Source organism: Wolbachia endosymbiont (group B) of Aricia artaxerxes (assembly GCF_964026975.1).
Classification (GTDB): Bacteria; Pseudomonadota; Alphaproteobacteria; order Rickettsiales; family Anaplasmataceae; genus Wolbachia.
Genome location: NZ_OZ034718.1, coordinates 121,856 through 135,605 on the forward strand (window position 1 = coordinate 121,856; position 13,750 = coordinate 135,605).

General features: G+C 33.9%; 13 protein-coding genes. 6 read left to right on the forward strand and 7 right to left on the reverse strand.

The genetic code is table 11. The features are described 5' to 3' along the window. Positions 1–95 precede the first annotated feature (95 nt). Entirely contained in the window at positions 96–1,178 is a 1,083-nt protein-coding gene (locus AAGE00_RS00530; RefSeq protein WP_052264828.1) for an ankyrin repeat domain-containing protein, read from the reverse strand. A gap of 90 nt (positions 1,179–1,268) precedes the next feature. Continuing rightward, the gene (locus AAGE00_RS00535) at positions 1,269–1,520 is read right to left on the reverse strand and encodes a J domain-containing protein (protein WP_230440382.1); all 252 of its coding nucleotides are present in this window, start codon (positions 1,518–1,520) and stop codon (positions 1,269–1,271) included. A gap of 169 nt (positions 1,521–1,689) precedes the next feature. On the opposite strand from AAGE00_RS00535, the gene AAGE00_RS00540 reads away from it, so the two are divergent. Beyond that, the gene (locus tag AAGE00_RS00540; RefSeq protein WP_006015115.1) at positions 1,690–2,262 is read left to right on the forward strand and encodes a NifU family protein; all 573 of its coding nucleotides are present in this window, start codon (positions 1,690–1,692) and stop codon (positions 2,260–2,262) included. Further along, on the forward strand, positions 2,259–3,482 hold the full coding sequence (gene hisS, locus AAGE00_RS00545; protein WP_007302144.1) for a histidine--tRNA ligase: 1,224 nt from the start codon (positions 2,259–2,261) through the stop codon (positions 3,480–3,482). The genes AAGE00_RS00540 and hisS overlap by 4 nt, the downstream gene beginning before the upstream one ends. On the opposite strand, the gene surE is transcribed toward hisS, so the two are convergent. Next, the gene (surE, locus tag AAGE00_RS00550) at positions 3,479–4,249 is read right to left on the reverse strand and encodes a 5'/3'-nucleotidase SurE (RefSeq protein ID WP_213863802.1); all 771 of its coding nucleotides are present in this window, start codon (positions 4,247–4,249) and stop codon (positions 3,479–3,481) included. The genes hisS and surE overlap by 4 nt on opposite strands. Positions 4,250–4,447: 198 nt before the next feature. Then, positions 4,448–5,887, reverse strand: a complete 1,440-nt coding sequence (locus tag AAGE00_RS00555; RefSeq protein WP_017532208.1) for a hypothetical protein — start codon at positions 5,885–5,887, stop codon at positions 4,448–4,450. A 138-nt stretch (positions 5,888–6,025) separates the two neighbouring features. On the opposite strand from AAGE00_RS00555, the gene AAGE00_RS00560 reads away from it, so the two are divergent. Together AAGE00_RS00560 and AAGE00_RS00565 are read left to right on the forward strand one after the other, a co-directional pair. Continuing rightward, on the forward strand, positions 6,026–7,300 hold the full coding sequence (locus tag AAGE00_RS00560; protein ID WP_012481896.1) for an APC family permease: 1,275 nt from the start codon (positions 6,026–6,028) through the stop codon (positions 7,298–7,300). A gap of 70 nt (positions 7,301–7,370) precedes the next feature. After that, positions 7,371–8,657 (forward strand): APC family permease, encoded by a 1,287-nt coding sequence (locus AAGE00_RS00565; protein WP_019236733.1) that lies wholly within the window; start codon positions 7,371–7,373, stop codon positions 8,655–8,657. A gap of 28 nt (positions 8,658–8,685) precedes the next feature. Here the strand turns inward: AAGE00_RS00565 and AAGE00_RS00570 are convergent, their stop codons facing one another. Then, positions 8,686–9,111, reverse strand: coding sequence for a hypothetical protein (locus AAGE00_RS00570; RefSeq protein WP_019236732.1), 426 nt, complete (start codon positions 9,109–9,111; stop codon positions 8,686–8,688). 138 nt (positions 9,112–9,249) lie between these two features. Between AAGE00_RS00570 and AAGE00_RS00575 the strand changes: the two genes are divergently transcribed. Continuing rightward, on the forward strand, positions 9,250–10,272 hold the full coding sequence (locus tag AAGE00_RS00575) for an aspartate-semialdehyde dehydrogenase (protein ID WP_052264832.1): 1,023 nt from the start codon (positions 9,250–9,252) through the stop codon (positions 10,270–10,272). Between the two features lies 1 nt (position 10,273). Here the strand turns inward: AAGE00_RS00575 and AAGE00_RS00580 are convergent, their stop codons facing one another. Then, positions 10,274–11,350, reverse strand: a complete 1,077-nt coding sequence (locus tag AAGE00_RS00580) for a 5-(carboxyamino)imidazole ribonucleotide synthase (RefSeq protein WP_029237555.1) — start codon at positions 11,348–11,350, stop codon at positions 10,274–10,276. 106 nt (positions 11,351–11,456) lie between these two features. Between AAGE00_RS00580 and apaG the strand changes: the two genes are divergently transcribed. Continuing rightward, a complete protein-coding gene (gene apaG, locus AAGE00_RS00585; protein WP_012481895.1) occupies positions 11,457–11,861 on the forward strand; it encodes a Co2+/Mg2+ efflux protein ApaG in 405 nt (134 codons plus the stop codon). Between the two features lie 202 nt (positions 11,862–12,063). Here apaG and AAGE00_RS00590 read toward each other — a convergent pair whose 3' ends face one another. Further along, positions 12,064–13,662 carry an ABC transporter permease gene (locus AAGE00_RS00590; RefSeq protein ID WP_052264833.1) on the reverse strand — a complete coding sequence of 533 codons (1,599 nt, stop codon included), beginning with the start codon at positions 13,660–13,662 and terminating at the stop codon, positions 12,064–12,066. Positions 13,663–13,750: the final 88 nt, after the last annotated feature.

Genomic DNA, 13,750 nt, shown 5'->3' on the forward strand with positions numbered 1-13,750 from the left:
TCATAATTTTTATTACTTGATAATAAGCAATCTGCTTTAGAAGAGGAAATAAGGGATAAGTTTTGTAAATAAGCACTCGAATTAGAGAGCTTATTTTAACTGATTTGAAGGGACTTTTGATGCATACTTTTAGATATCGTTAAATTGCTTAATGAACTTTCAGGACATTGATAAAGTTTTTCACAACTACTAATTGCCGTCTCGAGTTTTTTTTCTATAATATCAAGTTTTGTCAGAGGTGGATTGTCCAGTAGTCTTGAATACTTTTTCCCTGTGAACTTTTTGACCACTACATCAACTAGTAGAGCTGTTGCATTAAAATCAACTTGTGAAGAACCAATTGGGCTACCAGCTAAGTGATCAACAAATTGCTGTGCAGGAAGTAAAGTAGGAGCACTGCTGAATAAGCCATTGAGTGTGGCAGTGGTTACCCAACTAAATATACTATTAATAAAAGAAAAAGGTTTTACTGCACTGCTTGGTGCAGGATTTGGAGTATCACCAGCTTCCAATCCTATCTTAGTATTTGCCCTGGTGGAGGTTGAGAAAGGGTTTGCTATACTACTTGCTGCATCTGGAGTATCACCAGCTTCTAACTCTAATTTAGTATTTATTCTAGCAGAAAGTAATAGTTCTGTACAATTATTTTTATGAAATCTTAACACAGCTAAGAATATTTTTTCTATGTCACAGCCATCACTGCAAAGATTTTCATAACCAGGGATAACCTCAAATGCCGTTTTGCCATTTGCATTTTTAATATTAATAGTGTTATTATTGAGCAGAAGATTCGCGATATCTAATCGACAATAAAAAAAGGCTAAGTGTAAAGCTGTAAAACCTTGCATTACTTGGGAAGTGGTACTACTAGTACAATGATATATCATTTCTTTTATTTCTGCTTTTCTATTCATGGCAGTAACGTACGAGTAAGGAACAAGACATCCATCACTAACAGCATTAATATTAGCATTATTTTTAAGCAAAAACCGCACTATCTCTAAGCTACCTCTATAAACAGCAAGATGTATAGGTGCCATACCATCTTTTTTACCATTAATAATCTCTTTTTCTTTATTTATATATCTTGCCTTTTTAACATATCTTTTAACTTTATTAATATTAAGCTCATCTATAGCCGCAAATAAATTCTTTCTCAATCTCTCAAGTTTTTTCATCAAATACCTCCTAAAGAATAATGTTTCCGGTTTTATATCATGCAACTTAATATGTACAAGCAAAATTTACAGAGAAAACAATAGTTAAAATTAGGTCTTCATCAACCTATCACGTGCTGCGTTTAACTTTTGTGCAAAATATTCCGAGCCTCCCTTGTCTGGATGGACCAGTTTCATTAAATTTTGGTATGCCTTATTGATTTCATTTTGGCTTGCCTCGGAATTCAGCCCCAGTATTTTTAATGCTTCATCTTTGGACATATTATCACCAGTGTAATTTTTGGTGTAACTTTTACTGCTGTTAAATTCGTTCAAAAACTTACTTAATATAGAGTGCATCATAAAACTTATGTTATTTCTCTTTGCCAAAAAGAGAAAAAATACAACAACGCTAGGTAAAACAAACGTGATTATTGTGAATATCAAAAAAAGGAAGAAGATGAATGACATGTATATTTTTTTATCATTTTATGATTAAATAGTAACAATTATAATTGTCATGGTAAATAACATGTTTATCCAGATTGAAGAAACACCAAACCCAAACACGCTGAAATTTCTTCCTGGTTTTGAAATTCTGAGCGAAGGAGAAACAGCTGATTTTTCAAATGCAGATGAAATAAAGAACTCCAAACTAGCAGTAAATCTTTTTCAAATAGAACATGTTGTAAGAGTATTTTTTGGTCATGATTTTATTTCGGTAACAAAATCAGATAGAATGAATTGGGATATAGTAAAGGTGGAAATTTTAACTACAATTATGGATCACTTTACTTCTGGTGGAAAAGCATTTGATAAAGAAGGAGTAAGTGATAATAAAATGCTAGAGGAAGAATTCTTTAATGAAAATGATATAGAAATTGTAAATAGAATAAAAGAATTGATGGAAAGTTATATTAAACCTGCAGTTGCTCAAGATGGTGGTGATATCAAGTTCCGTGGCTATAAAGACGGAATAGTTTACGTTGAACTGCAAGGAGCTTGCTCTGGGTGCCCAAGTGCTGCAATTACCTTAAAACAAGGAGTGCAGAATATGCTAAGCTATCACATACCAGAAGTTTCAGGTATAGAGACTATGCTATGACTAATCAAACAGTTAGAGGAACAAAAGATCTCCTGTTTGATGAATGGTACAAGTTTAAACACATAGAGCAAACAGCAAGCAGAATCTCAAGTTTATACGGCTTTTTACCTGTTCAAACTCCGATATTTGAATACACAGAAGTCTTTACAAAGACTTTAGGTGATAGCTCAGATATTATCACTAAAGAGATGTATACTTTTATTGATAAAGGGGGAAAGAGCATAACTCTGCGTCCTGAGTTCACTGCAGCTATTGTTAGGTTACTCATTGAAAAAAAACTACAAGCGCCGATAAAATTATTTTCAATAGGGCCTGCATTTCGCTATGAAAGACCGCAAAAGGGAAGACAAAGGCAATTTCATCAGATAAATTTTGAGGTTTTTGGCATAGAAGATCCAAAAGCTGATATTGAATTGATATCACTCGCTCAGCACTTACTAACTGAATTTGGCATCAATAAAAATGTAAAGCTGGAAATCAACTCTCTGGGTGATAGTGAAACAATAACTCAGTATAGAGAAGCTTTGATATCGTATTTAAAAAAGTTTCAAAATGACCTATCAGAAGATAGTCAAAATAGATTGATTAAAAACCCACTCAGAATATTAGACTCTAAGGATAAGACAGATAAAGAAATAATCTCTGACGCACCAAAAATCAGTGATTATTATACAAAAGAATCTTCATATTTCTTTGACCAGGTGTTAAATGGACTGCAAGCTCTTGGCATACCTTACACTGTAAATAGCAAATTAGTTCGAGGTCTAGACTATTATTGTCACACAGTATTTGAATTTGTCACAGAAGATTTAGGTGCACAAGGAGCAGTTTTTGCCGGTGGAAGATACGATAATCTAGTATCTTCAGTAGGTGGAAAACACACTCCAGCAATAGGATTTGCAGGGGGGATTGAGCGTATAATGGAATTAATCAACTATGCTGAAAAAAAAGAGAGGCCTATTTATATAATTCCAATCGGTGGAGAAGCTGAAGAACATGCTCTAACACTTGCAAGTGAATTACGCAGAAATGGTTTATATGTGATTTACGAATATAGTGGAACTCTAAAAACCCGAATGAAAAAAGCAAATCAAGCAAATGCAAAAGTTGTATTAATCTTTGGTGATGAAGAGCTAAGCAGTAAAACTTTAAAAATTAAAAATATGGACACGGGTGAAGAAAAAATGATTGCTCGCGATAAAACCGTAGAAAATATCTAATCAGAAGCAATAGGAGTGTTAGCTATAGAAGAAAATTCCTCTGCACAAGAATTTTTCATAGCATTTAATATATCATAATCTGTAAAATCTAATTTTATCGGTGTAATAGTAATAAAACCTCCTTTTATTTTATCTACACTACCACTGCCTGAGTGTTCCCGAGACCAATTTAAGCTCAAAGAACCATTTAAGTTTTCAGTAAAAGTTAAATCACCATCAATGTTATATTCACCTTGTTCAGCAAATTCGACCCCTTTCACTTTTTCTGTAGCAGGAAAATTTATACTCATCACTATATCTTTAGGCCAACCAACTTTCATTAGCTTGGCAATAACCTTTGGTGCAAAAATCTTTGTATTGTTCCAGTCTATTTTATCATGATAAACTTGGCTCAGCGCAATAGAAGGTATAGATCTTGCAGCACCTTCCATTGCAGCACCGATTGTGCCTGAATAACAAATATCATCGCCGACATTTGATCCAATATTTACTCCAGATAATATTAAGTCTGGTTTTTTATTCATAATTTTATTTAACGCGATAATGACACAATCTGCGGGAGTACCAGACACACTAAACTCCCTTTCACTATGTTGACTTATTTTAATAAATTGCTTTACTGGATAGTCAAGAGACCTTGCAGCTCCACTCCTATCAGTATCTGGTGCTACTATCCATACTTCCGATGCAAAATTGTGTGCAATTTCTTTAAGTAATCTTATTCCTTCACTCTCAAAACCATCATCATTTGTTATCAATATTATCATATATAATACTCACCTATCAAAGTATACTGATGAGGTTTCTTTTCATAACCATAGCAAAGAACCTGCTACGAATCAATAAGGAAAAATTAGAGGGTGACCAGGTTGCCATCGTTTAGTTTGCTGTGAGTTAATCGTAAATACCAATTTTTAGCTTCACACCTAACTCACAATCAAAGTTTAGTAAACTCTAGAGGCGTGCTAAGCAGCAGAAAACCTTGCTATATTTCCCAAAAATGCTTTCACTCTTTCAAGGCAAGTGGATGGTTCTGCAGGTATTGCTACTTCATCTATCTTACCATATATTGCTGCATCTACGACTTCACCTGTTATTAATTCCCTTAGCTTTTGTTTTATCTGTCCTCTACGAATATGTTCTCCATAGTCATTATAAAACTTCACATATAACTCTTTAAATACAAATTCTTTTATAGCACTTCTCATATGAGAAATTCCATCCTTTACTTCATCATTTGCATTGCTCAAATCCACTTCAGAACCTAGCGAATATAAGTCATCAAAATTTTCTTTTAAAATTTTTATTTTAAAGTAGTGCTTATCTACAGATCTCTCAAGAAATCTTTTAGTAGCATTACCGGCCAATTCTCCTATTATCTGAGGCTCTAGTTGAGCTGCAAAATTATTTTCTGCTTCAAGGCCACTTAATGCATAAATGATACGATTAAGCATTCCAGGACCACATTGGCGATTACTTTCCTCAAAACGAACCAGCAATATGGATTTCAACAGCTCTACATCTGCATTTTGCTTTGTTGCTGCAATTAAAACTAGATTTATGGCCTGTGTTAATGTCAGTCCGGTTTTGGAATCTACCCACCTTACCCATTCTCCTTCTCTATAATTATCTACCTTCAAATAAGGCGCTATCAGTTCTTTCTGCTGATTTGTCAAACCGCCTATATAGTTTTTAAACTCTTCATCCAGCTCATTTGACGGAGTCCCATATTCTTCCTTTAATTTTTTGGCACACTCAATAACACTTTGCTCAAAACTTCTAGTATGAACATTCTGATTACCAGTACCTACATCACTTACATTAAACAAAAAGCTCATTTGCTTTACACTTAAACCCAGAGGCGAGAAGAGCTTTATTAATGGATACTTTATTAACTCAAGAAGCGCTACAGGGATCAATAATATAGTATTGATAAGCACTAAACATATTCTAAGACCGAGCGCTCTACTCTCTGATAACATTCTACTAAGTTCTGATATCTTTGATGCACAATACAAAAATGGTAATTGAATGTAGTATATTGAGTATATAGAAAAAAATAAAATCTTATCTTTTAACCCTACTGTTGGATCATTATATACTTCAGAAAAAATGTTATCATCACTATTTTCATTTTTGAAAGACTGATAGCTGCTTGTAATTTTTTCTGTAAAAATAGAACAGAGCTTATGCAGTCCGTAGCATGAAACGCCAACAGCTAAAAAAATTGCAAGTGTTCCAAAAAATGCTAATACTTCACTTGAAGTTTTGGCAAGAAGGAATGCATAAAGCGCATTAATAAAGATATCAAATAAATATTCAAATAAAAAAATTGCTCCAATAGCGGAAACAAACAATAAAATACCCCCACAAATAATCAAAAAATCTTTTAACCTTGGATTCATACCCCGCTTCTTAATAATCTATTAATATACTTTTTATTATATGCTTAAATTAAAAAAATGCAAATTTTGTAAAGACCAATTGAAATTTCTGAGCTTCAACTATATTGTTAATTATTCAGATAAAAATTAAACATTGTCGTGTCAAATAAAATAGGCTTTTTTGCTATTTTTGCCTTGGTGATTAGTAGCCAAATTGGCTCTGGAATTTTTATGCTCCCAATCAGCCTTGCACCATACGGCGCTTATAGCCTCATAAGCTGGGTTATATCAGGATTTGGTGCTATATCTCTTGCTTTAGTTTTTGCTTCACTCTGCGCAAAATTTCCAGAAACGGGTGGTCCTCATATTTATGTGAAACATGCCTTTGGCTCTACAGCAGCTTTTTTTGTTGGCTGGACATATTGGGTAAGCTCGTGGGTAAGCTCAACAGCTGTGACAATTGCAAGTATCGGTTATTTAGCCCCGCTTTTTCATAATGATATACAAGATATACGTTTGCTTTTAGAAATAACATTAATTTTAGCTATCATGCTAATAAACTTAAGAGGGGTAACTACTGCTGGGCATGTTGAGCTTCTTCTGACCATTGTTAAAATTATCGCACTTCTTGCAATACCCATAGCAGGATTATTTTTCTTTGATAGAAATAATTTTGTTGTAAGTGAAGAAGTATCAAACTTTACGATGTCTCAAGTCCTTGCGCGCTCTACACTCCTTACTCTATGGTGTTTTATTGGACTTGAATCAGCAACGGCACCTGCAGGATCTGTCAATAATCCCTCTAAAACAATACCAAGGGCTATAGTGCTTGGAACAGTCTGTGTTGCTGTGATATATTTCATCAATAGTCTTTCAATTATGGGATTGATAAGTGGTAATGAACTAGCTAGTTCAAAAGCACCATATGTTGATGCGATAAAAATTATGCTTCCAGGTAATTGGCATTTAATTGTTTCTGTTGTTGCCTTTATCGTTTCTGTAAGTAATTTAAATGCTTGGTTTTTAGCTGATGGACAGGTCACCTTAGGCCTTGCAAAAGACAAGTTAATGCCGCAATTTTTTGGCAAAAAAAATAAGCATGATGCTCCATTATGGGGAATAATACTCAGTACTTTGGGGGTGTTAGTTTTACTTATCCTAACGTCAAACAAAAGTTTTGCTGAGCAAGTAACTTCAATAATTGATATCTCTGTGGTGTCATTTTTGTTTATCTACTTAGCATGTAGCCTTGCTTTTCTCAAAGTTAATATACAAGACAAAAGCTACTGCAAATTTTTAATTGGAGGTGTGGCTGTATCTTTTTGCTGTTGGGTAATATACGAGACTTCTATAAAAACATTGTTAATATCAAGTCTATTCCCTTTAAGCGGAACACTTATTTATCTACTTTGGTATCATAAACTAAAAACTTAACTTAAATTTTTTATTTGCTAAAATTCTTAAGCTATACTACTGGCTTACATTAATAGAATTAAGAGGTATTGTGTCAAATAAAATAGGTTTTTGGGCTGTTTTTGCTTTAGTCATTAGTAGTCAGATCGGCTCTGGGGTTTTTATGCTTCCAATTAGCCTTGCTCCATATGGCGCTTATAGCCTTATAAGTTGGATGATATCAGGAGCTGGTGCTGTGTCTCTTGCGCTAGTTTTTGCTACGCTATGTGCAAAGTTTCCAGAAACAGGAGGTCCTCACGTTTATGTGAAACATACTTTTGGTCCTGCTGCAGCGTTCTTTGTTGGTTGGACATATTGGGTAATCTCATGGGTTAGTACAACAGCTTTAATAGTTGTGGGTGTTGGCTATCTTACACCATTTTTCCATGAAGATATCAAAAGTATGCGTTTATTTTTAGAGCTGTTGTTATTTACAATCATTACATTAATAAATTTAAGGGGAATAGCTACTGCAGGGCACGTTGAGTTTCTGCTCACGGTTGTGAAGGTTGCTGTATTGCTTGCAATACCTGTAGCAGCGTTGTTTTTTTTCGATAGAAATAATTTTATCATAAGTGAAGAAATATTAAGTCTTACAACATCGCAAATTCTTGCCCGCTCTACACTCCTTACTTTATGGTGTTTTATTGGACTTGAATTGGCAACAGCACCTGCAGGGTCAGTTGATAATCCAGCTAAAACTATACCAAAAGCTGTGGTGCTTGGCACAGTTTGTGTTGCTGTTATATATTTTATCAACAATTTTGCAATTATGGGATTGATCAATGGCAACAATTTAGCAAGTTCAAGAGCACCATATGTTGATGCGATAAAAATTATGTTTTCTGGTAATTGGCATTTAATTGTTTCTATAGTTGCATTCATTTTTTGTGTTGGCAGTCTAAACGCTTGGGTTTTATCTAGTGGACAAGTTGCTTTTGGTCTTGCAGAAGATAGACTAATGCCAAAATTCTTTGCTAAAAGGAACAAGCATGGCTCTCCTTTTTGGGGAATAACAGTTAGTTCAATTGGAACTGCAATTTTACTAATTCTCACTTCAAACAACAATTTTGCCCAGCAGATTACGTCGATTATTGACTTTTCTGTAATTTCATTTTTATTTGTCTATCTTGCATGCAGTCTTGCCTTTCTAAAGGTTATTATACAGGAGAGGAGTTGTTATAAGCTTTTAATTGGTAGCATAGCAACAACCTTTTGTTGTTTGGTGATATTAGAAACCCCTGTAGGTACTCTGCTGATTTCGAGCCTGTTCACTGCAAGTGGCATACCCATTTATTTATTTTGGTACTGCAAAACTTCTGTGCAACAAATTCAGTAGTGAGAGATACACTTTAAATGGTTAATATTTATGGGACAAGATTTTTTTTCTCTTTATCTACTTGTTCAATATTACCATTCTCAAGTTTGCTACCTACTTCTTCTGTGCGTTTATTATCTATGTAGATCTCATTTTTTGCTTTATTAGAAAGACCTATTTGCGATTGCAGTTTTTTATACTCTTCTTTTTCAGGCGTGAAAATTTTCACTAAAAATCTTCCTATTATTGGTATTGAACTTAAAAAATCTCTTAATCCAAAAGATTCTTGCTTCTTGTTTGAAAGATGCTGGTCTATCTTAGAAATTTTCACACCATACTTTTTATCATCAAAATTTATCGCTGGCTTGCTTTTTTTCGAAAGAACATTTTGAATCTCTAATCTATTGACTTTTTCAGGCTTTTGAAATGCAGATACTGCAGGTTTGACCTTAGTGTCATCATGTTTTTTACTCATTTCATTCTACCATGCACTATTATTAGTGTCTTATAATTATAACTAAATTATGGTTAATTGCAAGGTAAAAATATTAAAGTAATTGTAAATTTTATCAGTAAAAATATAATATAGCTTTAAAATCAGAGGTTTATTTATATGGGATGTAAGATTGCAGTTATTGGAGCAACAGGAAGAGTAGGATATGAGGTATTGACCATGCTTGCTGAGTTTCAAAAAGAGGGAAAATTTTCGATAGATTCTGTTGTTGCTTTTGCATCGAAAAAATCAAAGGGAAAAAAGGTAAGTTTCGGCGATGAAGAATTAACTGTCTTAGACCTTGAGAACTACGATTTTGTTGGAATTAATATAGCAATTTTCTGTGCTGGGTCTCATGTTTCCGAGAGATACGTACCGATTGCAACTGAAGCTGGATGTATTGTCGTAGATAATACCTCTCGTTTTAGGATGAAAGAAGGCGTGCCACTAGTGATTCCAGAGATCAACAAAGATAAAATTACGGAGTATAAAAACCATAACATAATATCTAATCCAAACTGTACTACAATACAAATGTTGCTGGCATTACATTTATTACACCAAAAAGCAAAAATAAAGAGAATCGTTGCTTCAACTTATCAATCAACTTCTGGTGTAGGTAAAGCAGCAATGGATGAGCTTTACAATCAGACAAAAAAAATCTTTATGAATGAAGCTAAAAAACCTGAAATATTTCCTAAGCAAATAGCATTTAATTGCATTCCTCATATAGGAGAGTTCATGGAAGATGGTTCTACAAAAGAGGAGTGGAAAATGCAAGAGGAGGCAAAAAAAATTTTAGAAGAGGATATAAAAGTAACTGCAACTTGTGTCCGAGTACCTGTTCTTGTTGGTCATGCTATAGCAGTAAATGTAGAATTTGATCAGCATATAACTGAAGAAGAAGCTCGTGAAATGCTCAGTGAAGACGATGGAGTTTTAGTGCAAGATAAGCGCGAAGATGGTGGATATATGACTCAGATTGATGTTGTGCAAGAGAATGCCGTATACATATCGCGTATTAGACAAGACGATACCGTTAAACACGGATTAAATATGTGGATAGTAGCTGATAATCTACGCAAAGGTGCAGCACTAAATATAGTGCAGATCTTGGAGATCTTGATCAAAGAGCATTTATAGCTCAATAGCTTAAATCTATATTGACATGTCCCATTTTACGCTTGTCCCTAACCTCTTTTTTCCCATATATGGTTAAACTAGCTTTTTCGTTGCTCAAATATTTGTGAGAATTATATATATCATTACCTATTATATTTTTTGTCATGCAAGGAAAGCGTAATACTACTTCCTGCATAGATAGCCCGCATATTATCCTAACTAGCTGCTCGAATTGACTAACGTTGCATGCATCCAAGCTCCAGTGGCAAGAATTGTGGGGTCTTGGGGCCAGTTCATTAACTAGTAATTCATGATTTTGAGTGATGAAAAATTCAATAGCTAGAATTCCTACTACATCAAGTGCAGTTGCTATTTTCTCTGCAGTTTTTTGTACCTCTTGGGCTAATTTATTATCTATTTTAGCTGGTGCTATTGAAGTATTAAGTATTCCGTCAACGTGGTGATTCTCTGCTATAGGAAAAAAAGCTACTTTACCGTTTTTATCTCTTGCAACGACTATTGAAACCTCTTTCAGTAAATCAACACTTGCTTCAAGAATGTACTCTTTATTCCAATCGAAGGAAGCAAATTGCTTCAGTTCAGAATCATTTTCAATCATATATTGTCCTTTTCCATCATAACCCATTTCTGTTGTTTTTAGCCTCACTGGATAGCTAAAAGTTTCACTACTTTCTAGTAGCTGATTATAATTTTGTATACTTTTGTAATCAGCAGTTTTTATGCTTAAATCTCTAATAAAATCTTTCTCTCTCAGCCTATTTTGCGAAATGTGTAACGCCTTTTTACCTGGATAAAAATCTGTATGCTGCGACACAATATCAATTGCACTACATGGAATATTTTCAGACTCAATAGTGACTAAATCCACACTCTGTGCAAAAGATTCAAGTGCCCTCTTATCACAGAAGTCTGCTATTGTTAAATCATCAGCAACAGAACAAGCTGGATCGTTTTTAGCACTGGCAAAAATATGCGTTTTGTGCCCAAGTTTTATTGCAGCGATAGCAGTCATTTTACCTAATTGCCCACTTCCTATTATTCCTATCACTTTTTTATCCAGTGGATCTGTTTTGTTCATCATGTAGATTAATATTTCCTAGTTAGAGTACGATAATATGCTTGGAAAATCTATGAAAAAAGTGTATAATTGAAGTGTGTTAAACTTTTATCATGAACACTTTACGATGACCATGAAATACACACTTATTACTAATTCTGTTGAAGTTACAGTTTTGCCAATTTACATTGAAGAGCAATCCATTCCTTATGAAAATTGTTACGTATGGATGTATAATGTTAAGATAAAAAACAAAAGCTCATCAACCATTCAATTATTAAGTCGCTATTGGCAAATAATAGATCATAAGGGGAAAATAAATGAAATTGCCGGAGTTGGTGTTATTGGAGAACAACCTGTAATAAAATCTGGAGAGGTATTCAAATATACAAGTGGAACATACTTAAATACACCATCAGGAATAATGCAGGGTAAATATGAATTTCTGAACGAAGAGAGCATAAAAACCTTTGATGTTATGGTACCACCCTTTTCCTTAGATAGTCCATACGTTAACACTAGACCTCATTGATCATCAAGATAGTGTATTTGTTTAAGTGCATCTGAAACCAGTGCTTCTTGTTTTGTCATTTGAGCTTCCATAATGTCATCCGAGTAGCTGATACTGAGATCCAACTAAGTTGATAAACACGAAAGCACTGACCATTTGCTTCTATAGTTGTCTTTTTTCGTCTATCTTATTTTGTTACTCTGCTGAACAGATGCAAAATAGTTTATTTTTGATTCTTATCATCAAGTGTGAATAAGATTATTGTAGAGGTTAAACCTATAATAACTATCATTAACGAAAATGGGGCAGCTTCTCTGTAACGCTCATCGCTGACAAGTTCATATATTCTAGTTGATATAGTTTCAAAATTAAATGGTCTGATAATTAGTGTTGCCGTGAGTTCTTTTACCGTATCCATAAACACGAGCAGAAATCCCGATAGTATGCTTTTCTTGATAAGGGGAATATGAATATTCAGGCACGTGGAAATAGGCCCATGACCCATAGTATATGCAGTCCATTCAATTTCATTTGGTGTTTTTTTGAGTCCCGACTCTATTGCTTTGAAAGATATAGCAAAAAAACGAAATAAATATGAGTAAACTAATGCACCAATAGTTCCTACCAAGCTAATTTCTACAATATATTGAGTAATGAAAGAAGATATTCTGCTTAAAAACATTATTATGCTAATTGCAATAATTGCATTTGGAATTGCATATCCAAGAGAAATTAGACGTGCTATATTGCTTATTAGCTTATTTTTACGTGCTGTATATCCAATAATTATTGCAATGCTGATCGAGATTAGCGCGGTAATAAATGATAAACTAATACTGTTTGTTATTATATTGTAAAATCTTGCTTCGTATATGAAAAAGCCTTTCTCTATGCTCCAATATATAAGTGGAATCATTGGTAAAATAAAGCCTATTAATATCGGCAATAAACACATAAGATAAGAAAAGATCAACGATATAGAACCGTTTATACTACGTTTATTGTGATAATCTGCATTAGTATTGATTGAAGAGTAAGATATTTCTCTTTTTTGTAGTTTTTTCTCGATAACTATTAGTGTTGCAACGAAAATCAGTTCTGCAACTGCCAAAACAGTAGTTGAATATTTGTCATGCAGTAAAAACCAAGTACGGTATATTCCCGTCGTGAAAGTATCGATAGCAAGAAACTGTGGTGTGCCGAAATCTGTAATTACTTCCATTAGTACCAAGGATAACCCAGCTATAATTGATGGACGTATGGAGGGTATGATGACAGAAAACAGACTCTGTAATGAGGAGAACCCAAGTGTTGATGCAATAGTGACTGAGTTACTAACGCTCTTTAGACTTGAGCGGACCAACATATAAACGTATGGATATAGACTAAATCCCATTACTAATATTCCACCACCTAGGGATTTGATCTCGGGAAACCAATAGTCACCTTTGCCCAATTGAAAAGTATCTCTTAACAAGCTCTGAATCGGACCTGAAAACTCTAGCGTATTTACATAAACAAACGATACTATATATCCAGGAATTGATATCGGAAAGAATAAGGCAATCTCAAAAATTCTACTTCCGGGAAACGAAAAAAATGTAGTAAGCCAAGCTGGAATTACTCCAAATATAAAGGATATTAACCCTACTCCTACCATCAAAATCAACGTATTGAGTATATATTCAGGAAAAAGTCTACTAATTACCCATCCAGAGTTTGCTGATTCTGTAAATAGAATCGATATTAACGATAGTATAGGGCAGACAAATAATACACTTACTAAAAACAAGAATATATTTTTAAATACTCTCAGAAACATTAACTTGAATCTATATTTGATATTAAAATGTTATATGCAAAAACTAAAGATATCCAGTAATTAACAGCCGTCCTATTGAATATCTTCA

Bases quoted from the DNA above. Each gene is read 5' to 3' on its own strand.
- hisS (WP_007302144.1), top strand. From the start codon at position 2,259: ATGACTAATCAAACAGTTAGAGGAACAAAAGATCTCCTGTTTGATGAA.
- apaG (WP_012481895.1), top strand. From the start codon at position 11,457: ATGACCATGAAATACACACTTATTACTAATTCTGTTGAAGTTACAGTT.
- AAGE00_RS00575 (WP_052264832.1), top strand. From the start codon at position 9,250: ATGGGATGTAAGATTGCAGTTATTGGAGCAACAGGAAGAGTAGGATAT.
- AAGE00_RS00555 (WP_017532208.1), bottom strand. From the start codon at position 5,887: ATGAATCCAAGGTTAAAAGATTTTTTGATTATTTGTGGGGGTATTTTA.
- AAGE00_RS00580 (WP_029237555.1), bottom strand. From the start codon at position 11,350: ATGAACAAAACAGATCCACTGGATAAAAAAGTGATAGGAATAATAGGA.
- AAGE00_RS00540 (WP_006015115.1), top strand. From the start codon at position 1,690: ATGTTTATCCAGATTGAAGAAACACCAAACCCAAACACGCTGAAATTT.
- AAGE00_RS00530 (WP_052264828.1), bottom strand. From the start codon at position 1,178: ATGAAAAAACTTGAGAGATTGAGAAAGAATTTATTTGCGGCTATAGAT.
- AAGE00_RS00590 (WP_052264833.1), bottom strand. From the start codon at position 13,662: ATGTTTCTGAGAGTATTTAAAAATATATTCTTGTTTTTAGTAAGTGTA.
- surE (WP_213863802.1), bottom strand. From the start codon at position 4,249: ATGATAATATTGATAACAAATGATGATGGTTTTGAGAGTGAAGGAATA.
- AAGE00_RS00570 (WP_019236732.1), bottom strand. From the start codon at position 9,111: ATGAGTAAAAAACATGATGACACTAAGGTCAAACCTGCAGTATCTGCA.
- AAGE00_RS00535 (WP_230440382.1), bottom strand. From the start codon at position 1,520: ATGATGCACTCTATATTAAGTAAGTTTTTGAACGAATTTAACAGCAGT.